The sequence below is a fragment of the Mycobacterium branderi genome, from assembly GCF_010728725.1.
GTDB classification, from domain to species: Bacteria; Actinomycetota; Actinomycetes; order Mycobacteriales; family Mycobacteriaceae; genus Mycobacterium; species Mycobacterium branderi.
In genome coordinates this window covers 1,320,861-1,339,615 of the sequence record NZ_AP022606.1, presented here as the reverse complement: position 1 = coordinate 1,339,615, position 18,755 = coordinate 1,320,861, and the positions used below count along the sequence as shown (strand labels likewise).

The following is an 18,755-nucleotide window of genomic DNA, read 5'->3' as shown; positions in this document are numbered from 1 at the left end:
CATGACCACCGATGCCGATCAGACCCAGTGGTCCGTGACGGGCCTGCTTGATTTGTTCGACGCGCGCCCCGACGGTGACAACCGGTTTGCCGCCGACACCGGGCTCGCCGGGGCCGACGAGCGCCAGGTGGTGGAAGGAACCCAGGTGCTGGCGCAGGCGATTGTCGCTGTGGCCAAACGGTTTCCGGAAAAGTCGGTGCGATCCGCGCACGCGGTGTTCGCCCGTGCCGTCGTCGTCGGGCCGCCGGTCGAGTTCGAGATCGACGTGGTGCACGAAGGTCGGTCGACGGCCACGGCGGTCGTGGCGGCCATGCAGAACGGCCGGCGGTGCGTGACGGTGACCGTGTTGGTTGACGTCCCGTCACCGGACGTCATCCGGCACCACATCCCGCGGCCAGAGGTGGTTGGGCCCGCCGAGGCCAACGTCTGCCAGATGCCGATGGCCGGTCGGGAACTGCGGCTGGTCGACGTCGTCGACGTCAACAGCCCCGACGAGGTGGGACCGCCGGAGTTGTACGCGTGGTTGCACTACGACCCGATCCCGACGCGCGACGACCTGGCCAAGGCGTTGCTCGCGTACTTCACCGGCCACCTGGGCATCTCGACCACGATGCGGGCGCACGCCGGCATCGGCACCGCCCAGTCGCATCTGACGGTGTCGACCGCGCCGATGACGGTCACGGTCAGCTTCCACGAACCGGTGCGCTGGGACGGCTGGCTGCTGTACTCGCACGAAAGCACGCAAGTCGGTGCCGGAATGTCGTACATCCGCGGCACGGTGCACACCGAAGAGGGCGAGCTGCTGGCGTCTTTTGTGCAGGAGGCGTTGATCCGTCCGATGCGGCAGACCGACACCACGATCGCGGTCCAGTCGCGGTTATAACGACGGCAGCTCCGCGACGACACGGGTCCGCGTCGCGTCGAAACTCAGGTATCCCTTGATCGGCAGGCTTTCCGGCGGCGGGTCCGGGTAGCTCCAAGCGACGTCGTCGACGACCGTGTCGCCGATGACCGCGGCCCAATACGTCGCTGTCCCTTTGTAATTGCAGTAGGTCGACGTCTCGGTAGGCCGCAGGAGATCGGTGCGGACCAACGATGGGTTGACGTAGAGCCGCGCCTGGAGCGCGGTCTCGAACACGATCACCGTGTCGTCGGTGTCCACCAGCGTTGTGCCGGCGACCTCGACCCGCAGCCGGCGCCGCGTCGGCCGGCAGTCCACCCGGTGATAAGGATTGGGCGGGTAGTGCACGAGCGTGCGGCCTTCCTCCAGCCAGGTGTCGACCGCATCCCAGGGCACGTGGACGTAGCCCGGCGCTTCAGGCTCGGGCTCGTTGGGCAGTCCGCCGACCACCTCGGGCGGAAACGCATAGGACAGTGGGTGATTCGGGCGGTGCACGAGCAGTGCGCGCTCGGTGTCGATGACTGTGCGGCCGACTTTGACAGCCTGCACGCGACGAGGATGCGGCTCGACGTAGACCAAGCCGGACGGCACCGGCTTCGAGAACCGGCCCGCCGGGTCAGGGCTCAGCGGTCCTCTGCCCGCGACGAGGCTCATGTGTATACCATAGCGGACAACTTGCATTATGGCGCTAGTGGCGCCATAATGGCGCCATGCCGAGCGTGCAGATCAAGGACGTGCCGGACGAAACCCACCGGGTCTTGCGTGAGCGCGCTGCACGCGCACACCAGTCTCTGCAGGAGTACCTACGCAGCCGGCTCATCGCGGAAGCAGCTCAGCCGACTCTGGATGAGGTTCTGGATCGCGTTGCGACCCGAAAAGGCGGCTCTGTGTCGTTCCGTTCGGCGGTAGAGCACCTTCGGGAACAACGTGATCGTCGTTGATGCGAGCGTATTAGCGGTAGCGCTGGGTGACGACGGGCCAGACGGACAACAGGCGCGGGATCGCCTGGCCGGTCAGAGCTTGGCCGCACCCGAACTGATCGACCTCGAGGTGCTTTCGGTGTGGCGGCGCCATGTCGCAGCTCGTCGCATGCCGGCTCATCGAGCGGCCGAGGCAGTATCCGATTTGGCCGGTCTGGCGCTTCGCCGTGCGGCGCACCGGCCGCTGCTAGAACGGATTTGGCAGTTACGACATGCCGTTACGCCCTACGACGGGGCATACGTCGCGTTGGCAGAAGCTTTAGGTGTCGTGTTTGTCACCGCGGACAGCCGCCTGGCAGGAGCGTCCGGCGTGAAATGCAGGGTCGAAGTCTTGACGTGAGAAGTCAGTCGGCCACCTTGAGCCCCACCGCGTGGCGAAGCTGCGCCAGGAACTGGTCGCCGTCGTCGCTGCGCACCAGGTAATGCGATACCGCCACCCGGATTGCGGTCGCGGCCTTGACCGCTCCGTTGGGTCCGGGCAGCAGCCGCTGCAGGCGCGCCCGCATCACCGGAATCACTTCGGTTAGTTGGGCAATGGTGACTTCGGGCTCGACATCGACGAGCCGAACACCCGAATAGGACTGTTGGTACTGGACGATGAACCGCAATGCGGCGTCGAGTTTTTCGGTCCCGTGCAAGCCGGCGGTCGCACGGCTGATGCCTGTGTCGAACATCTGGCGCTCGTGGTCACCGAACGCGTCGAGCAGCTCCTCCTTGGAGGCAAACCATCGATACAGTGTCGGCCGCGAAACCCCGGCTTGCAGAGCGACATTGGACAGGTTGAGCTTGGTCCTGCCGTTGCGGCTGAGCACTTCGGTGGTTGCCCGCAGGATGCGGTCGCGGGTGCTCATGACGACAGCGACTTCTCGAGCAGCGCCACCGTGTTTAGGTCCTCGAGCGCGGCGACGGCCCGGCGCACACCTTCCAGCGCGATGCGTTCGGCTTGCATCCCGCCCATGCCCGCGGTGATCAGCGACGCCACATAGGCGTACAGCGCGGCCATCCGATAGCGGTCCCACAACTCGTCGCGGTCCAGTTGTGGCCCACCGGCCGCGGCCAGCGCCCGGCGATACTCGTCGAGCAGATCGTGCTCGCTTGCCTGCCGGTCCGCGGTGGTCATGCCGGTGATCAGGGTGTACGACAGTTCGCGGCTGGGATGTCCGCGGCGCAGCGCCTGCCAATCCAGCAGACCCGCCGCGCCGTCGCGGAAGTAGACGTTGCCGGGGTGGGCATCCCCGTGCATCACCGTGTGCGGCGGAGTGTCGATCAGCTGCGCCGCAGCCCGATAGTTGTCGTCGATGAAGCGACCGGCTTGCACCGGGATCGATGTGCGCTCGGCAAGCCGGCGCGCGGAGACCTTCAGCAACGACCCGGTCAACAGCGAGGTGTGATCACCCGACGCGCTGTACACCCAGCCGGGCAGCCTTTCCCAGAACGTGGCGTGCAGCCGTGCGAGCAGCTCGACGACCAGACTGGCTTGGCTGGTGTCCAGCGGATGCAGTGTGTCGGGGAAGTCGCACCGGTCGACCGCCAGATCCTCCAACACCAGCACGTAGCGTCCGGTCAACGGATCGAACGCGCTGCCGTAGCATTCCGGGACCCCGGTCAGCTGCGGCGAAAGTTGGCTGTAGAAGCGGACTTCGGTGTGCGCGAGCCGGCCCAGCTCACCCATCAGTCGCGTCGCCGCCGTTGCGGCGGGCATCTTGACGAAAACCGAGGCGGGCACGCCGTCCCCGGTGAGCCCTAGCCGGGCGCGCGACGACGTGCCCGCGTCGCCGTCGAGAACCGACACCGAGGTCACCGTGCGCCCCAACAGCCGCGACAAGACGCGTTCGTCGAGATCCGCTATCCGCCGAGGAAATGATCGGTGGCCACCGAGCACGGCATCGGTGGCAACACGCTGCAAGCCCCGGCCGAGGTGTACGGCCAGACCCACCACATTGCTCGCCACCGGTCGATAGCCTCCTAATTCCGCTAGCGTACCCGGCTAGCTTACAAATCAAAGCAAAAGTGTAAACCAGATTGGGGGCTTTAGTGGCGGGACCACTGGAAGGCATGAGGGTCGTCGAGCTCGGCGTCTGGGTGGCGGCTCCGGCCACCGGCGGCATCCTCGCCGACTGGGGCGCCGACGTCGTCAAGATCGAGCCGCCGACCGGCGATCCGGCCCGGATGTTCGGCCGGATGCTAGGGGTCGAGGACGGGACGAGTCCGCCGTTCGAAATGGACAACCGCTCCAAACGCAGCATCGTGCTGGACCTCACCAGCGACGACGGCCGCGCCACCGCACTCGAATTAGTCAGTGACGCAGACGTTTTCCTGGCAAACGTGCGGCCCGGTGCACTGCGCAGGCTGGGACTGGACTACGAGAGCGTGGCCGCGGGCAATCCCGGTCTGGTGTACGGCTTGATCACCGGCTACGGGCTGACCGGACCGGACGCCGACCGCGCCGCCTACGACATCGCGGCGTTTTGGGCCCGCGCCGGGCTGGCGCATCTGCTTACCCGTCCCGGCGACACGCCGCCGTTCCAGCGCGGGGGGATGGGCGACCACACCGCGGGCATGACCCTGGCCGCGGCGATCTGCGCGGCGCTGATCGCCCGCGCCCGCACCGGGACCGGGCAACTGGTGACCACGTCGTTGTACCGGCAGGGCGCCTACACCGTCAGCTTCGACCTCAACACCTTTCTGCTCACCGGCCACCAGATCGCGATCGGACAGCGCGAGTCGATGGGCAACCCCTGCATGAACAACTACACCGCCGGTGACGGCCGGCGGTTCTGGATCGTGGGGCTCGAGGGCGAACGGCATTGGCCGCCGCTGTGCCGGGCGGTGGCCCGTCCCGAGTGGCTGACCGATCCCCGCTTCGCGGAGCCGCGGACGCGCGCCGCCAACGCTGCCGACCTCATCGCCGAACTGGACGGGATCTTCGCGACCAAATCACTGGACGAGTGGGCGGAAACCTTTGCCCGCGAACCGGATTTCTTCTGGTCGCCGATCAACACGGTCGAGGACGTGATCGCTGACGAGCAGTTCCACGCCGGTGGTGGCCTTGTGCACGTACCCGACGGCGACGGTGGTGTGCCGATGGTCGCGACGCCGGTCGACTTTCACGGCACGCCCTGGGAACCGCGCTCGACCGCGCCTGCTCTCGGCGAGCACACCGACGAAATTCTGGCCGAACTGCGGGCTCGCCGGGAAACCTAGACTTTACAGTTTCGCTTAAAAGTGTCACGCTGTAGTCGCTCTGCCCGCTACGCACCAAGGATGATGCGATGACGACGTCGACCGTGGCATTCGGCGCTGCACCGGCCAGCCATTCACTAAGTCGTGAACTGAACTATCGGCTCGACGTCGTGGCCTTCGACGTCGTCGATGTCGTGCTGTCGGCAGGAGGGTGGCTGTTCGACCGGGCGATGGCCGGCTGGAAGGTCAGCGTTCTGCTTCCTGCGCCTTTCGATGCGCGGCCGCTACAGATCTTGGGTGTGCGGACCCGACAGTGGCAAGCCGATCTTGTCGGCGCTGCGGGATTGGCTGTCGGCGCAGAGGCTTTCGCGGCCGATGCCGGCATCCGCGACGCGGTGCTGCGGGCGCTGGACCACAGCCTGACCGAAGTGACACTGTGGGGCGACGAGTGGCCGCGCAGCGTCGATCGTGCGACGACGGCTGTGCACCATCGGTTGAGCGCTGCGGCGCGGGTGTTCAAACGCCACGCGCTCGACGCGGCCAGGATTTCGGAACCGGTCGGTCCGCTCGAAACACTGCGCAGCGACCAGCACGCCTGGTTATCGGTCTGATGCGCAAGTACTACAGCCACACGCTGCTCTACCTCCACGAGACTGTCGCACTGGGATCCGGGCGCAGCGACCGGTTCACCGAGGTGTTCGACGACACCTACCACCCAATGATGGCCGACCTGGGCGCCCGGTTATTCGCCATGTGGGAGACCACGCCCTACAACGGCCACTGGCCGCAGGCCACGATCATTTGGGAGATCGACGGATTCGCCGACTACGCGCGCATCGGCGCCGCCCACACGCGCGGCGGCAGCCACGAGGCGCCTGCGGCTAAATGGTCGGCGTTCCTCTCCGAAATCGGGGCGTCGGGCGAGGGACGCATCATGTATCCGGGACCCAGCAACAAGACCCTGGCCCAGCTGACCGACGCGAAATTCGATGCGTCCGTGGTGATTCAGGAGATCATGCAGACCAAACCCGGACGCCAGGACGACTACATCCGGGAATTGGAGCGACTGTACGTGCCGTGGTCGGAACGGACCGGCAAACGTTGGCTCGGCTCGTTCACCACCACGTTCCGCTACAACGAGGTCATCCACTACTGGGCGCTCGACGGCGGGTGGGAATGCTTCGCCGAGCACTACCCGTCCTGGAAAGAGAACCCGCCCGCCGAGATCGTCACCTGGATGAGCGTGGCCCCGGCCCTGCGCGACGGCTGGGAAGACTCGATCCTGCAGGCGCTACCACCCTCGCCGCTGCAATGATCGAGTTCTCTTACGACCCGTTCGACCCGGCGGTGATGGCCAATCCGCTGCCCTACTACCGGGTGCTGCGCGACGAGTATCCGCTGTACTACCTGCCTAAGTGGGACACCTACGCGTTGTCCCGCTTCGACGACATCTGGCGTGTGCTGGAAGTCAACGACGGTACATTTGTCGCCTCTGAGGGAACCCTGCCTGCCGCAACAGTTTTGGCCGAGCACAATGACGGGCCGGTGCCTGATCCGCCGTGGCATCCGTTGCCGTTTCACGCCGTGTTCGACGCGCCGATATACAACGGCGTCCGCCGCGCCCACAGTCAGCCGCTGCGCCCGAGGCCGGTGGCCCAACTGGAAGAACGGATCCGACAGCTGGCCAACGAGCGGCTGGATCTGCTGCTGCCGCGGGGCAGTTTCGACCTCACCCAGGACTACGGCGGCATCGTGGCGGCCTCGATGGTCTGCGACTTGCTCGGCCTGCCAACCGATCTCGCGGCCGACATCCTCGCCGCGGTCAACGCCGGCAGCCTGCCAGCGCCTGACACCGGTGTCGACACCGCCCAGGCCCGTCCGGGCTACCTGGAATATCTCACCCCAGTGGTCAAGCGGCGACGCGCCAACCCGTCCGACGGTGAGCTCCCTGTCGTCGACGGACTCCTCGGATACCGGCTGCCCGACGGCAGCGAACTCGACGACGTCGAGACCGCGACCCAACTGCTGTGCATCTTGATCGGCGGGACGGAGACCGTGCCCAAGATCGTCGCCCAGGGGCTGTGGGAACTCAGCCGGCGTCCCGAGCAGCTGGCCGCGGTGCGCGCGGATCCGGAAAGCAATGTTCCCATCGCTCGCGAGGAGATGGTCCGCTATTGCGCTCCGGCGCAATGGTTTGCGCGGACAGCGCGAAAGCCGTTCAGCATCCACGACACCACGATCCGGCCGGGCCAGCGGATCATCACGCTGCTGGCGTCGGCCAACCGCGACGAGCGGGAATACCCGCAGCCCGACGAATTCATCTGGAATCGGCCGATAAAGCGGTCGCTGGCCTTCGGCCGCGGCCAGCACTTCTGCCTGGGCTACCACCTTGCCCGCCTGGAGATCTCGGTAATGGTCCAAGAATGGTTGCGACGGGTCTCCGACTACCGCGTCAACGGCGAGGACGCGTTCCGGCCGCCGTCCAGCTTCCAGTGGGGCTGGAGCAGCGTCCCGGTGGAGGTTTGACGTGTGGTCATACCGGCTCACCGCCCCGTATCAGTTCGAGCGGACCTCGATCCCCGAGAAGACACCGGACCAGCTGGGCGACGGCCAGGTGCTGCTGCGGTTCCTGGCCGCCGGAGTGTGCGGCAGCGACCTGCCGGCGTTTCGCGGTGTGCGGGGCCGACTTCCGGGAGACGACGGCCGCAGCGCCGCCGAGAAGGACGGCTACCCGATCCACGAAATAGCAGGCGAAGTGATCGCCAGTCGGCATCCCGAGCATCGGCCGGGCGATCGCGTGGTGGGGTGGGCGTCCGGGTTCGACGGCCTGATGGAACGGGTGGTCAGCGACGGCGACGGCCTGGCCCCCTACGACCCGGCGCTCACACCTGCGTTGGCGATAGGCCTGCAGCCGCTCGCGTGTGTGCTCTACGCCATAGAGCAGCTGCCCGACCTGACCGGCCGCCACGTCGCGATCCTGGGCCAGGGCTCGATCGGGCTGCTGTTCTCCTACGTCGCCAAAGCGGCCGGCGCCCGGCAGGTCACCGGCGTCGACCCTGTCGATAGGTCCGCGGTGGCAACGGCATTCGGTGTCGACACCATGATGCGCGCCACCAGCGACCGGTGGGTCAGCCAACTAGCCGACCGACCGGATGTCGTCATCGAAGCGGTCGGTCATCAGGTCGCCACGTTGAATCATGCGATCCAGGCCGCCGCGCCGGGCGGCACTGTGTTCTACTTCGGCGTCGCCGACGACGACAGCTATCCGATCAGCATGCGCACCATGCTGCGCAACAACCTCACGCTGAAATCCGGTGTGACACTGGAGCGGCGGCGAATGCTGGACCTCGCGGCCAAATTCGCCGCCGAGCACCCCGAGCTGCTCGGGGCCTATCTGACGTACACCTTCGGCATCGACGACGTACAACCAGCTTTCGAATTGGCCTGCCGCCCGGAACCGCGCCGGGTCAAAATCGCGATCACGGACAGCGCATGACTCTCAGCCGTCTGCAACAAGCCCTCGGGCGTAGCGCACCGATCTGGGGCGGCTGGATCACCGGGCCGACACTGACGGGCCCGGAGGAATTCGCCCAGGCCGGTTACGACTACGTCGGTTTCGACGCGCAGCACAGCTATCTCGACGACGCCGACATCGCTGGCATGCTGCGCCGCCTCGAACATGTGCCGATCGCTACCGTGGTGCGTCTGTCGTCGGCCGATCCGGCGCCGATCGGACGTGTGCTCGACGCCGGCGCCGACGGCATCGTCGTCGCGATGATCGAGTCTGCCGAGCAGGCCGCGGCCGCTGTCGCCGCCACCCGATACCCGCCGGCGGGTGTGCGCAGCTTCGGTCCGCTGCGCGCAAGCCTCGGCTACGACACCGCAGCGCTGGAGGAGCGGGTGAGCGTCTTCGCGATGATCGAAACCGCCGCCGCGCTCACCGACCTAGACCAGATCTGTGCCGTGCCGGGGCTTTCCGGCATCTACGTCGGACCCTCCGACCTTGCGTTGTCGATGGGCGTCGACGTGCGCAAGTCCGCCAGCCACCCGGAGGTGCTGGACGCCATCGCGCACATTCAGCGCACGGCGTCGGAGGCGAACCTGGTCACCGGAATCCACGCCGGGACCGGCACCAACGGGCGTGCGATGGCCGGCCTGGGATATCAGATGATCACCCTGGCAGCGGAATCCCAGGCGCTGCGCCGCGGCGCGGCAGAGTTCCTCAAGGAAGCATCGTCGTGAGCCGGCGGGTTGCACTCGTGACCGGGGCCGCCCGGGGTCAGGGCTGGGCCATTGTGCAACGGCTGCGCGCCAACGGCTTTCATGTCGCAGCCTGCGATGTGAACACCGCCGAACTATCGGCCGCGGTCGACGGGCTGGACGACGACGGGGTAATCGCCGTCCCGCTCGACGTCACGTCGGCGTCGCAATGGGAACGGGCCGTCACTGAAACAGTCGAGCGATTCGGCGGGCTGACGGCTCTGGTCAACAACGCCGGGCTGCTGCGCCGCGCGCCGATCGCCGAGGAAACGGCCGAGGGGTTCGAAACCGCTTGGCGGGTCAACTGTCTGGGCGCCTTCCTGGGCATCCGCGCCGCCCTCGAGCACCTGCGGGCCGCCGAGGGGGCGGCGGTCGTCAATACCTGCAGCACCGGGGCGCTGCGTCCGTTCCCGGGACACAGCGCATATGGTTCGGCGAAGTGGGCCTTGCGAGGGCTCACCCAGATCGCCGCCGCCGAGCTCGCGCCCTCCAAAATTCGTGTCAACGCCGTATTCCCGGGGCCGATCGCGACGCCCATGCTCGACGACGCCACTCAGGCGCGGCTGGCGGCGACGTCACTATCCGGACGCATCGGCCAGCCGGCCGAAGTAGCCGACGCCGTGGCCTTCCTGCTCTCGGACCAGGCGTCGTTCATCACCGGTGCCGAGCTCGTTGTCGACGGTGGCCAGTGCCTGCAGCTTCCATGAACATCGGCATCATCGGCGCCGGGCCGGGCGGTCTCGCCTTGGGAATATTGCTGCGAAGGGCGGGTTTTCGCGACTTCACGATCTTCGACCGGGAGGACGGCGTCGGCGGAACCTGGCGGATCAACACCTATCCCGGACTGGCCTGCGACGTCAAGTCGCATCTGTATTCGTACTCGTTCGAGCTCAACCCGCACTGGTCGCGGCTATGGTCTGGGCAGCCCGAAATCCTGGCCTACTTCGAACGCTGTGCCGAACAGTACGGGCTGGAGCCACATGTGCGGCTGTGCACCGAGATCCGCTCCGCCCACTGGGACGCCGACACCCAGCAGTGGCGGCTGACCACGACAACAGGTCAGCAGCATTGCTTCGACGTCGTGGTGTCGGCCGTCGGGTTGTTCACCCGGCCGGTGATGCCGCGCCTACACGAGGAGGAGCCCTTCACCGGGACGGTGATGCACGCGGCGCGCTGGGATCATTCCGTCGATCTCACCGGCGCGCGGGTCGCCGTTCTGGGAACCGGGTCGACGGCGTCCCAGCTGGTGCCCGAGCTGGCCAAGGTCGCCGCAAAGGTCTACTCGGTGCAGCGCTCGCCGACCTGGATACTGCCCAAGCCCGATCGGCCGTATACCCGCAGGGAACGGTGGGTTTTCGCCCACATCCCGCTGGCACGGAAGCTGTACCGCGCCCGGCTGTGGCTGCGCAGCGAGGCCAACATCTCGGTAATCGAGCACGGCAGCGACAAGACCCACGAGTTCACCTCGATTGCGCTGCGGCTGTTGGAGAACACCGTCGACGACGAGCAGCTGCGCCGCACGCTGACCCCGGACCATCCGATGGGCTGCAAGCGGCTGGTCTTCTCCTCGGACTACCTGCAGGCGTTGACGCAGCCCAACGTCGAGGTGCTGAGCAGCCCAGCGCGTGCCCTGCGCACCCGCTCCCTAGTAACCGAGGACGGGACCGAACGCGACGTCGACGTCGTGGTCTGCGCCACCGGGTATGCGGCCGCCGACTATCTCGGCGAGATCGACGTGATCGGCGAGGGTGGGGTAGCGCTGCGCGACGTCTGGCGCGACGGCGCCCACGCGTATCTGGGCATGGCGGTGCCCGGATTTCCGAATTTTTTCATGCTCTACGGTCCCAACACCAACGTCGGTTCCAACAGTGTGATCTTCGTGCTGGAAGCGCAGGCCCGGTACATCGTGCGGGCCTTGAAATATCTGCGCCGCAAACGCAAGCGGTATGTATCGGTGCGGCCCGAAGCGATGGCGCGTTTCCTCGCCAAGGTCGACCAGTGGATGCAGGGCACCGTGTGGACTACCCAGTGCAGCAACTACTTTCGCGCACCGAACGGACGCGTCGTCACGCAATGGCCTCGCAGCGCCGGCGCCTTCTGGGGTATGACGCGCCGATTCAAGCCCGCCGACTTCACCTTCGAACCAGCCGGGGCCGGGTAGTGGACCGACTCGACCCCATGCTGCGCGCGCTGCCGTTGACGCGCACCGATCTCTCGGCGATTGGGCCGGCCCGCGAATCGCTCAAGGCGCGCCGGCGCGCGGCCGCCGAAACCGTCGACACCGCGGGTCTGCGGATCTGCGACGGCGTCGCCGGATCGATTCCGGTGCGGATCTACCGCGGCGGACCATCGCCCGCGCCCGTCGTTGTCTACTGCCACGCCGGGGCGTTCGTGCTGGGCAACCTCGACATCGACCACCGGCAATGTGTGGAGTTGGCCAGCCGCGGCCGCTGCACGGTGGTGTCGGTCGACTACCGGCTGGCACCGGAACATCCGTACCCGGCTGCGCTCGACGACGTTGCCGCAGTGCTGAAGTGGGTGAGTGGCAATGCGGGCGAACTGGATGTCGACCCGTCGCGGGTTGCGGTCGCCGGCAACAGCGCGGGCGCGGCGCTGGCGGCGTGCCTCGCGCAACAAGCCAGTGACGCGGTGATGTTCCAGCTGCTGCACCAGCCGGTGCTCGATGACCGGCCCACCGCGTCCAAGGAAGAATTCGCGACGACGCCGGCGTTCGACGGCCCCGCCGCCGAACTGATGTGGCGACACTACCTGGGGCCGACGGCCCCGTCGGCTGATGCCGTGCCGGCCCGGCAAAACGAATTGGGAGGGCTGCCACCGGCTTTCATCACCTGCTCGGAGGTCGACCCGCTCCGCGACGAGGCGCTCGACTACGCGACACGGCTGCTGCGCGCCGGCGTCGCGACCGAACTGCACGTCTTTCCCGGCACCTGTCATGGCTTCGATTCACTGTTGCCCGACTGGGAGGTTTCGCAGCAATTGTTCGATGTGGCGGGCCGGGCGTTGCGCCGGGCATTTAAAAGGTGATCAGCTGGCGCACGGCTGTGCCGTCGGCGAGGCGATCCATTGCCTCGTTGATGTCGTCCAACCGGATCGTCGAGGACACCAGCGCCTCCACCGGTAACCGGCCCGCGCGCCACAGCTCCACGAACCGCGGAATATCACGCGCCGGCACCGCCGAGCCCAGGTAGCTGCCGATCAGCGACCGGCCCTCGGCCACAAAACCCAACGGCGACACGCTGATCCGGGCATCCGGCGGCGGCAGCCCTACCGTGATAGTCCGGCCGCCGGGGGCGGTCAACTCGATCGCCGTCTGCAGCGCGGCGGGATGACCGACGGCCTCGACGACGATCGGCGCCTTGAGACCGGCTGCCTCCTCCGGCGTATACGCATCGTGCACGCCGAGTTCCTTTGCGGCCGTGAGCTTCTCAGGCAGCTGGTCGACGGCGATCACGCGGACGTCGTCGTGCGCTAGCGCAGTCAGCACCGCCGCCATGCCCACACCCCCGAGCCCGACGACAGCCACCGTCTGACCGGGACGCGGCTGGCCGACATTCAAAACGGCGCCACCGCCGGTCAGTACCGCGCACCCCATCAGCGCCGCCACGCCCGGCGGAACGTCATGGGGGACAGCAACGACACTGGCGCGGTGGACCACGGCATGCGTCGCAAACCCCGACACCCCGAGATGGTGATACACCGGCTGGCCGTTGCGCCGCAGCCGCATTCCGCCGCCCAGCAGAGTCCCCGCGGTGTTGGCGGCACTGCCCGGCTCGCAGGGCGTCAGGCCGTCGGTGGCGCACGCCGCACAGTGGCCGCAGCGCGGCAGGAACGCCATCACCACCCGCTGACCGACGCTCAGGTCACCAACGCCGTCGCCGACGCGTTCGACGATCCCGGCCGCCTCGTGACCGAGCAGCATCGGCACCGGCCGCACCCGATTGCCGTCGACCACCGACAGGTCGGAGTGGCATACGCCGGCCGCCTCGATGCGCACTTGCAGTTCGTCGGCGCCGGGCGGTGCCAAGTCGACGTCGCCGACGCTGATCGGCCGGGATTGCGCGTAGGGGCGTGGCGATCCGATGCGCTCCAGCACGGCGCCCCGGATTTGCAGCATGTTCGAATACAACCATGACGCCAGTACCGCCCACACCGGACAACCTGACCAGCCGCGATTTTCCGGTGCTCTGGCCCGTGCTCACCCGGTGGGCCGACAACGACATGTTCGGCCACCTCAACAACGCCGTCTACTACCAGCTTTTCGACACCGCGATCAACGCCTGGATCAACACAAACCTCACAGACATCGATCCGGTCACAACTCCGGTGCAGGGCATCGTCGCCGAATCAGGCTGCCGCTACTTCTCCGAACTGCACTTTCCTCAGCGTCTGGTCGTCGGCCTGGCGGTGACCCGACTCGGGCGCAGCAGCGTCACCTATCGGCTGGGCGTGTTCCGCGCCGGCGAAGAACTGGCCGACGGTGAAGACCAGGCGATCGCCGCGCTCGGACACTGGGTGCACGTCTACGTCGACCGCACCAGCCGCAAACCCCAACCGATCCCCGACGAGATCCGGGCCCTGCTGTCGACCGCCTGCGTCGAGTAGCGACCGCGAAGCAGAAGCCAGATAACCTAGCCCAATGCCGATCGTGAGCAAGACCGTCGAAGTCGCCGCCGACGCGGCCTCGATCATGGCCATCGTCGCCGACTTCGAGTCGTATCCCCAGTGGAACGAGGAGATCAAGGGTCTGTGGGTGCTGGCCCGCTACGACGACGGCCGGCCCAGCCAGCTACGGCTCGACGCCGCATGGCAAGGCATCGAGGGCACCTACATCCAGGCGGTGTACTACCCGAGCCCGAACCAGATTCAGACCGTCATGCAGCAGGGCGACCTGTTCACCAAACAAGAGCAACTGTTCAGCGTGGTCGAGATGGGCTCGACGTCACTGCTGACCGTGGACATGGACGTCGAGACCGAGATGTCGGTGCCAAAGCCGATGGTCAAGTCGATGGCCAACAACGTCTTGGACTACCTGGCGGAGAACCTCAAAAAGCGCGCCGAGCAGCTGGCCGCCAACCGTTAGTCCCAGATCCCGCTGTCGTCCAGCTTCTCGCTCAGGCGGCGCGCGCCGTCGACGAACTGCCAGTTGGTGTGCTCGACGACGGCCGCGGCGTCGCGGCGGCGCAACGCGGCGATCAACTGGCGGTGGTTCTCCACCGCCGCCTCACCCCAACTCCGGTCCGCGGCGTACACCCGCAGCGGCATGTACCGCGCGGCGTGCAACAGAAACCACGCCAGCTTGATCCGGCCGGTGGCACGGTTGAAGGCCCGGTGAAACGCGAACTCGGTGGTCGCGATCGCCTCGACGTCGGCGGACGCCACCGCCGCCGCCAGCGACTGGTTGATCCGTTCGAGTTCGTCGATTTCCGCGTCGGTGATCTGCTGCGCGGCCGTCGCGGCCAGCTCCTTGGCGATGGTGGCCTGCAACCAGAAGATGTCGTCAACGTCCTGGCGGGTCAGCGGCACCACCACATGTCCGCGGTGCGGCTCCAGTTGCACCATGCCCTCGCCGCTCAGTTTCAGCAGCGCCTCACGCACCGGGGTGATGCTGACACCGAGTTTGGCGGCCGTCTCGTCGAGCCGGATGAACGTCCCAGGCGCTAGGGCGCCCGACATGATCGCGGCCCGCAAATGGGTTGCGACCTCGTCGGAAAGCTGAGCCCGCCGCAGCGGAAGCCGACCACGCGGATGCGCGGAAGGGGGCGCCTTCACGGGACTTGTCTTCGTGGCACCAAGACCATAATGTGACCCAGACAACACCAAGTTTTATCAAATATCAACTTCACCGGGATGATGAAGGGAATCGCTCGTTGACCGCACAGTTGGCCGCCACCACCGAACAGCCCTACCTGTCGCGCCGGCAGAACTGGGTGAATCAACTCGAGCGCCATGCACTGATGCAGCCCGGTGCGACAGCGTTGCGTTTCCTGGGCAAAACCATCACCTGGGGCCAGCTTCGAGACCGCGTCACCGCGTTGGCCGCTGCGCTGAGCCGCCGCGGGGTCGCGTTCGGGGACCGGGTCATGATCCTGATGCTGAACCGGCCCGAGTTCGTCGAATCGGTGCTGGCCGCCAACATGCTCGGCGCCATCGCGGTCCCGGTGAACTTCCGGCTCACGCCGACCGAGCTCGCATTCCTGGTCGACGACTGCCAGGCGCGGGTGATGGTCACCGAACCCGTGCTTGCCGCCGTCGGCGCCGGCGTCCGCGACATCACCCCGGTACTCGACATGATCATCGTCGCCGAGGCCGCCGGCGATGACGGCGTGGTCGGCTACGAAGAACTGGTCAACGAGTCCGGCGACGCACCCGACCCCGTCGACATTCCCAACGACTCGCCCGCGCTGATCATGTACACCTCGGGCACCACCGGGCGGCCGAAGGGCGCGGTGCTGACCCACACCAATCTCACCGGGCAGACGATGACGGCGCTCTATACCAGTGGCGCCGACCTCAACAACGATGTCGGATTCATCGGGGTGCCGCTCTTCCACATCGCCGGGATCGGCAACATGCTGACCGGGATGCTGCTCGGCATCCCCACCGTGATCCATCCACTGGGTGCATTCGATCCCGGGCAGCTGCTCGACGTCCTGGCGGCCGAGAAGGTGACCGGGATTTTCCTGGTGCCGGCCCAATGGCAGGCGGTTTGCGCTGCGCAGCAGGCGAATCCACGTGACGTCCGGTTGCGGGTGATGTCGTGGGGCGCCGCACCGGCGTCGGACACTTTGCTGCGCCAGATGTCGGAAACGTTCCCGGGCACCCAGATACTGGCGGCGTTCGGTCAGACCGAGATGTCCCCGGTCACCTGCATGCTGCTCGGCGACGACGCGATTCGTAAGCGAGGATCGGTCGGCAAAGTGATACCGACGGTCACCGCCCGGGTGGTCGACGACAACATGAACGACGTGCCCATCGGCGAGGTGGGTGAAATTGTCTACCGCGCACCTACATTGATGAGCGGCTACTGGAACAACCCGCAGGCGACGGCGGAAGCATTTGCCGGCGGTTGGTTCCACTCCGGTGACCTCGTCCGGATGGACGAGGACGGGTACGTCTGGGTGGTCGACCGCAAGAAGGACATGATCATCTCCGGCGGCGAAAACATTTACTGCGCGGAGGTGGAGAACGTGCTGGCCAGTCATCCTGCCATCGTCGAGGTCGCGGTGATCGGCCGACCGGACGAGAAGTGGGGTGAGGTGCCGATCGCGGTCGCCGCGGTCACCGCCGACGATCCGCAAAACAGATTGAGCCTCAAGGACCTCGACGAGTTCCTCACCGAGCGGCTCGCGCGCTACAAGCATCCGAAAGGTCTCGAGATCGTCGACGCGCTGCCGCGCAACCCGGCGGGCAAGGTGCTCAAGACGGAACTGCGCGCTCGCTACGGTGCACCGAAAGCCTCCCAAACCGCGTCTGCATCAAGAGATTCTGCGGGCGGCCCATGAAGCTGACATAACAATAAGGTCCCAGGTCAAACTGACGAAAGGTCAATAGTGCGGATGCGGTGCGCGGCGAGCGTGCCATCGGGTATGGTCCTGTGGTCTCGCTTACTACCCCTGGGTAACGAGGCGGCGGTCACACACGTTGGGATGGGGCAAGGAGGAGGCGTGCGACATGATCCGCCGCGACGTCGCAAGGCGCGCGGTTCAGTCGTAAGGGGGCTCCGATGACGACGACGCAGCCACGGCTCCACGATTATGTTCGCGACCAACTCGGTCCACCGCTCGTGCTCGTCGGCGGCTTTTTCCGGATGTGCACGCTGAGTGGAAAAGCGTTGTTCCGCCCGCCATTTCAATGGCGTGAGTTCATCCTCCAGTGCTGGTTCATCATGCGGGTTGCGCTGCTGCCCACCATGGCGGTGTCGATCCCGGTAACAGCGCTTTTCATCTTCACGTTCAACATCCTGCTGATCCAGGTTGGCGCCGCCGATATCTCGGGCGCGGGCGCCGGGATCGCGGTGATCACCCAGATCGGCCCGATCAACACGGTGCTGGTGGTCGCGGGGGCGGTGTCCACCGCCATTTGTGCCGACCTGGGTGCTCGCACCATCCGCGAAGAGATCGACGCGATGGAGGTGCTGGGCATCGACCCCATCCATCGGTTGGTGGTGCCACGGGTTTTGGCCTGTGCATTGGCCTCGATGCTGCTCAATGCGCTGGTGTGCATGGTCGGTCTGGTCGGTGGCTTCCTGTTCGGTGTCTACATGCAAAACATTTCGGCCGGCGCCTACTTGTCCTCGCTGACCTTGGTCACCGGGCTGCCGGAGGTGGTCATCGCGACGGTCAAGGCTTTGACGTTCGGGCTCATTGCGGGCCTGGTCGGTTGCTACCGCGGGCTGACGGTGCGCGGCGGTTCCAAGGGTCTGGGTACCGCGGTCAACGAGACCGTGGTCTTGTGTGTGGTGGCGCTGTTCGCGGTCAACGTGGTGCTGACCACCATCGGTGTGCGATTCGGAACGGGGGCCCTGGGATGAGCATGGCCCAAGTCCTGCGGACTCGTTTCCCGCGGGCATCGGCGAATCTCCGTCGCTACAGCGGCAGTGTCACCCGACCGCTCGACGAAGCCGGCAGGCTGGGCTGGTTCGCGGTCATCGGCGGACGCGACATGGCATGGGCCGTCACGCGTTACCGCAAGGAAATCCTGCGGCTGATCGCCGAGATCGGCATGGGCACCGGCGCCATGGCCGTCGTCGGCGGGACCGCGGTCATCATCGCGTTCGTGTCGCTGTCCGCCGGCTCGCTGGTCGCCATCCAGGGTCTCGCGTCGCTGGGCCACATTGGACTGCAGACCCTGCTCGGGTTCCTTGCAGCATTCATCAACGTGCGCCTTGTCGCTCCCATCGTCACTGGCATTGCGCTGGCGGCCACGGTTGGCGCCGGCGCCACCGCCGAGCTGGGTGCCATGCGAATCAGCGAGGAGATCGACGCGCTGGAGGTGATGGGCATCAAGTCGATGGCGTACCTGGTGTCCACCCGGGCGCTGGCCGGACTGGTGGTGATCATCCCGCTCTACTCGGTGGGCCTGATCCTGTCGTTCCTGTCTCCGCAGGCGTTGACGACGGTGTTGTACGGACAGTCGTCCGGCACCTACGACCACTATTTCCGAACCTTCTTGCGCCCCAACGACGTGTTTTGGTCATTCGTGGAGGTCATCATCATCGCGGGGGTCGTGATGCTCACCCATTGCTATTACGGGTACAACGCCAGCGGCGGTCCGGTCGGCGTCGGTGAGGCAGTCGGCCGCTCGATGCGTTTTTCGCTGGTCTCGACGCCCGTCGTCATGCTGTTGGCCGAAATGGCGCTCTACGGCGTCGACCCCAACTTCGCATTTACGGTGTGAGGCAACGGGATACG

Annotated in this window: 22 protein-coding genes; 17 read left to right on the top strand and 5 right to left on the bottom strand. The window is 66.5% G+C overall.

The window, feature by feature from the left end; all coding sequences use genetic code 11:
• Window position 1 precedes the first annotated feature (1 nt).
• Window positions 2-883, top strand: a complete 882-nt coding sequence (locus G6N47_RS06930; RefSeq protein ID WP_083133219.1) for an acyl-CoA thioesterase — start codon at window positions 2-4, stop codon at window positions 881-883.
• Here the strand turns inward: G6N47_RS06930 and G6N47_RS06925 are convergent.
• On the bottom strand, window positions 878-1,555 hold the full coding sequence (locus G6N47_RS06925; RefSeq protein ID WP_083133218.1) for a DUF427 domain-containing protein: 678 nt from the start codon (window positions 1,553-1,555) through the stop codon (window positions 878-880). The two genes, G6N47_RS06930 and G6N47_RS06925, sit on opposite strands and share 6 nt — an antisense overlap.
• Window positions 1,556-1,611: 56 nt before the next feature.
• Between G6N47_RS06925 and G6N47_RS06920 the strand changes: the two genes are divergently transcribed.
• Both G6N47_RS06920 and G6N47_RS06915 read left to right on the top strand, forming a co-directional pair.
• Window positions 1,612-1,842: a FitA-like ribbon-helix-helix domain-containing protein gene (locus G6N47_RS06920; RefSeq protein WP_083133217.1), complete on the top strand. Its 231-nt coding sequence runs from the start codon at window positions 1,612-1,614 to the stop codon at window positions 1,840-1,842.
• Window positions 1,829-2,221, top strand: a complete 393-nt coding sequence (locus tag G6N47_RS06915) for a type II toxin-antitoxin system VapC family toxin (protein WP_083133216.1) — start codon at window positions 1,829-1,831, stop codon at window positions 2,219-2,221. The genes G6N47_RS06920 and G6N47_RS06915 overlap by 14 nt, the downstream gene beginning before the upstream one ends.
• A gap of 4 nt (window positions 2,222-2,225) precedes the next feature.
• Here G6N47_RS06915 and G6N47_RS06910 read toward each other — a convergent pair whose 3' ends face one another.
• Both G6N47_RS06910 and G6N47_RS06905 read right to left on the bottom strand, forming a co-directional pair.
• Window positions 2,226-2,732: a TetR/AcrR family transcriptional regulator gene (locus G6N47_RS06910; protein WP_083133215.1), complete on the bottom strand. Its 507-nt coding sequence runs from the start codon at window positions 2,730-2,732 to the stop codon at window positions 2,226-2,228.
• Window positions 2,729-3,832, bottom strand: coding sequence for an ecdysteroid 22-kinase family protein (locus G6N47_RS06905; protein WP_232080140.1), 1,104 nt, complete (start codon window positions 3,830-3,832; stop codon window positions 2,729-2,731). Before G6N47_RS06905 ends, G6N47_RS06910 begins: the two co-directional genes overlap by 4 nt.
• A gap of 83 nt (window positions 3,833-3,915) precedes the next feature.
• On the opposite strand from G6N47_RS06905, the gene G6N47_RS06900 reads away from it, so the two are divergent.
• The 9 genes from G6N47_RS06900 (at window position 3,916) to G6N47_RS06860 (ending at window position 12,369) form a co-directional block, all read left to right on the top strand.
• Window positions 3,916-5,085, top strand: coding sequence for a CaiB/BaiF CoA transferase family protein (locus G6N47_RS06900; RefSeq protein ID WP_083133214.1), 1,170 nt, complete (start codon window positions 3,916-3,918; stop codon window positions 5,083-5,085).
• 68 nt (window positions 5,086-5,153) lie between these two features.
• Entirely contained in the window at window positions 5,154-5,675 is a 522-nt protein-coding gene (locus G6N47_RS06895; protein ID WP_083133213.1) for a hypothetical protein, read from the top strand.
• The gene (locus tag G6N47_RS06890; RefSeq protein ID WP_083133212.1) at window positions 5,675-6,379 is read left to right on the top strand and encodes an NIPSNAP family protein; all 705 of its coding nucleotides are present in this window, start codon (window positions 5,675-5,677) and stop codon (window positions 6,377-6,379) included. Before G6N47_RS06895 ends, G6N47_RS06890 begins: the two co-directional genes overlap by 1 nt.
• Window positions 6,379-7,590 (top strand): cytochrome P450, encoded by a 1,212-nt coding sequence (locus tag G6N47_RS06885; protein WP_179966432.1) that lies wholly within the window; start codon window positions 6,379-6,381, stop codon window positions 7,588-7,590. The genes G6N47_RS06890 and G6N47_RS06885 overlap by 1 nt, the downstream gene beginning before the upstream one ends.
• 1 nt (window position 7,591) lies before the next feature.
• Window positions 7,592-8,560 (top strand): zinc-binding dehydrogenase, encoded by a 969-nt coding sequence (locus tag G6N47_RS06880; RefSeq protein ID WP_083133210.1) that lies wholly within the window; start codon window positions 7,592-7,594, stop codon window positions 8,558-8,560.
• Window positions 8,557-9,306 carry an HpcH/HpaI aldolase family protein gene (locus G6N47_RS06875; protein WP_083133209.1) on the top strand — a complete coding sequence of 250 codons (750 nt, stop codon included), beginning with the start codon at window positions 8,557-8,559 and terminating at the stop codon, window positions 9,304-9,306. The genes G6N47_RS06880 and G6N47_RS06875 overlap by 4 nt, the downstream gene beginning before the upstream one ends.
• Window positions 9,303-10,031 (top strand): SDR family NAD(P)-dependent oxidoreductase, encoded by a 729-nt coding sequence (locus G6N47_RS06870; RefSeq protein ID WP_083133208.1) that lies wholly within the window; start codon window positions 9,303-9,305, stop codon window positions 10,029-10,031. The genes G6N47_RS06875 and G6N47_RS06870 overlap by 4 nt, the downstream gene beginning before the upstream one ends.
• Window positions 10,028-11,485: a flavin-containing monooxygenase gene (locus tag G6N47_RS06865; protein ID WP_083133207.1), complete on the top strand. Its 1,458-nt coding sequence runs from the start codon at window positions 10,028-10,030 to the stop codon at window positions 11,483-11,485. The genes G6N47_RS06870 and G6N47_RS06865 overlap by 4 nt, the downstream gene beginning before the upstream one ends.
• A gap of 17 nt (window positions 11,486-11,502) precedes the next feature.
• A complete protein-coding gene (locus G6N47_RS06860; protein WP_163659783.1) occupies window positions 11,503-12,369 on the top strand; it encodes an alpha/beta hydrolase in 867 nt (288 codons plus the stop codon).
• Here the strand turns inward: G6N47_RS06860 and G6N47_RS06855 are convergent.
• Window positions 12,359-13,459: an alcohol dehydrogenase catalytic domain-containing protein gene (locus tag G6N47_RS06855; RefSeq protein ID WP_083133253.1), complete on the bottom strand. Its 1,101-nt coding sequence runs from the start codon at window positions 13,457-13,459 to the stop codon at window positions 12,359-12,361. The two genes, G6N47_RS06860 and G6N47_RS06855, sit on opposite strands and share 11 nt — an antisense overlap.
• A gap of 14 nt (window positions 13,460-13,473) precedes the next feature.
• On the opposite strand from G6N47_RS06855, the gene G6N47_RS06850 reads away from it, so the two are divergent.
• Both G6N47_RS06850 and G6N47_RS06845 read left to right on the top strand, forming a co-directional pair.
• On the top strand, window positions 13,474-13,947 hold the full coding sequence (locus G6N47_RS06850; protein WP_083133205.1) for an acyl-CoA thioesterase: 474 nt from the start codon (window positions 13,474-13,476) through the stop codon (window positions 13,945-13,947).
• 34 nt (window positions 13,948-13,981) lie between these two features.
• On the top strand, window positions 13,982-14,425 hold the full coding sequence (locus tag G6N47_RS06845; protein WP_045375533.1) for an SRPBCC family protein: 444 nt from the start codon (window positions 13,982-13,984) through the stop codon (window positions 14,423-14,425).
• Here the strand turns inward: G6N47_RS06845 and G6N47_RS06835 are convergent.
• Window positions 14,422-15,114, bottom strand: a complete 693-nt coding sequence (locus G6N47_RS06835; RefSeq protein ID WP_083133204.1) for a GntR family transcriptional regulator — start codon at window positions 15,112-15,114, stop codon at window positions 14,422-14,424. The two genes, G6N47_RS06845 and G6N47_RS06835, sit on opposite strands and share 4 nt — an antisense overlap.
• A 98-nt stretch (window positions 15,115-15,212) precedes the next feature.
• On the opposite strand from G6N47_RS06835, the gene fadD5 reads away from it, so the two are divergent.
• The 3 genes from fadD5 (at window position 15,213) to G6N47_RS06820 (ending at window position 18,741) form a co-directional block, all read left to right on the top strand.
• Window positions 15,213-16,847 (top strand): fatty-acid--CoA ligase FadD5, encoded by a 1,635-nt coding sequence (gene fadD5, locus G6N47_RS06830; RefSeq protein ID WP_083133203.1) that lies wholly within the window; start codon window positions 15,213-15,215, stop codon window positions 16,845-16,847.
• Window positions 16,848-17,068: 221 nt separating this feature from the next.
• The gene (locus tag G6N47_RS06825) at window positions 17,069-17,875 is read left to right on the top strand and encodes an MlaE family ABC transporter permease (protein ID WP_083133202.1); all 807 of its coding nucleotides are present in this window, start codon (window positions 17,069-17,071) and stop codon (window positions 17,873-17,875) included.
• On the top strand, window positions 17,872-18,741 hold the full coding sequence (locus G6N47_RS06820; protein ID WP_083133201.1) for an ABC transporter permease: 870 nt from the start codon (window positions 17,872-17,874) through the stop codon (window positions 18,739-18,741). The genes G6N47_RS06825 and G6N47_RS06820 overlap by 4 nt, the downstream gene beginning before the upstream one ends.
• Window positions 18,742-18,755: the final 14 nt, after the last annotated feature.

What these genes read in the sequence shown, in the direction of transcription:
- G6N47_RS06930 (WP_083133219.1), top strand. Translation starts at nt 2, where the DNA reads ATGACCACCGATGCCGATCAGACCCAGTGGTCCGTGACGGGCCTGCTT.
- G6N47_RS06925 (WP_083133218.1), bottom strand. Translation starts at nt 1,555, where the DNA reads ATGAGCCTCGTCGCGGGCAGAGGACCGCTGAGCCCTGACCCGGCGGGC.
- G6N47_RS06920 (WP_083133217.1), top strand. Translation starts at nt 1,612, where the DNA reads ATGCCGAGCGTGCAGATCAAGGACGTGCCGGACGAAACCCACCGGGTC.
- G6N47_RS06910 (WP_083133215.1), bottom strand. Translation starts at nt 2,732, where the DNA reads ATGAGCACCCGCGACCGCATCCTGCGGGCAACCACCGAAGTGCTCAGC.
- G6N47_RS06895 (WP_083133213.1), top strand. Translation starts at nt 5,154, where the DNA reads ATGACGACGTCGACCGTGGCATTCGGCGCTGCACCGGCCAGCCATTCA.
- G6N47_RS06890 (WP_083133212.1), top strand. Translation starts at nt 5,675, where the DNA reads ATGCGCAAGTACTACAGCCACACGCTGCTCTACCTCCACGAGACTGTC.
- G6N47_RS06875 (WP_083133209.1), top strand. Translation starts at nt 8,557, where the DNA reads ATGACTCTCAGCCGTCTGCAACAAGCCCTCGGGCGTAGCGCACCGATC.
- G6N47_RS06865 (WP_083133207.1), top strand. Translation starts at nt 10,028, where the DNA reads ATGAACATCGGCATCATCGGCGCCGGGCCGGGCGGTCTCGCCTTGGGA.
- G6N47_RS06860 (WP_163659783.1), top strand. Translation starts at nt 11,503, where the DNA reads ATGCTGCGCGCGCTGCCGTTGACGCGCACCGATCTCTCGGCGATTGGG.
- G6N47_RS06855 (WP_083133253.1), bottom strand. Translation starts at nt 13,459, where the DNA reads ATGCTGCAAATCCGGGGCGCCGTGCTGGAGCGCATCGGATCGCCACGC.
- G6N47_RS06850 (WP_083133205.1), top strand. Translation starts at nt 13,474, where the DNA reads ATGACGCCAGTACCGCCCACACCGGACAACCTGACCAGCCGCGATTTT.
- G6N47_RS06845 (WP_045375533.1), top strand. Translation starts at nt 13,982, where the DNA reads ATGCCGATCGTGAGCAAGACCGTCGAAGTCGCCGCCGACGCGGCCTCG.
- G6N47_RS06825 (WP_083133202.1), top strand. Translation starts at nt 17,069, where the DNA reads ATGACGACGACGCAGCCACGGCTCCACGATTATGTTCGCGACCAACTC.
- G6N47_RS06820 (WP_083133201.1), top strand. Translation starts at nt 17,872, where the DNA reads ATGAGCATGGCCCAAGTCCTGCGGACTCGTTTCCCGCGGGCATCGGCG.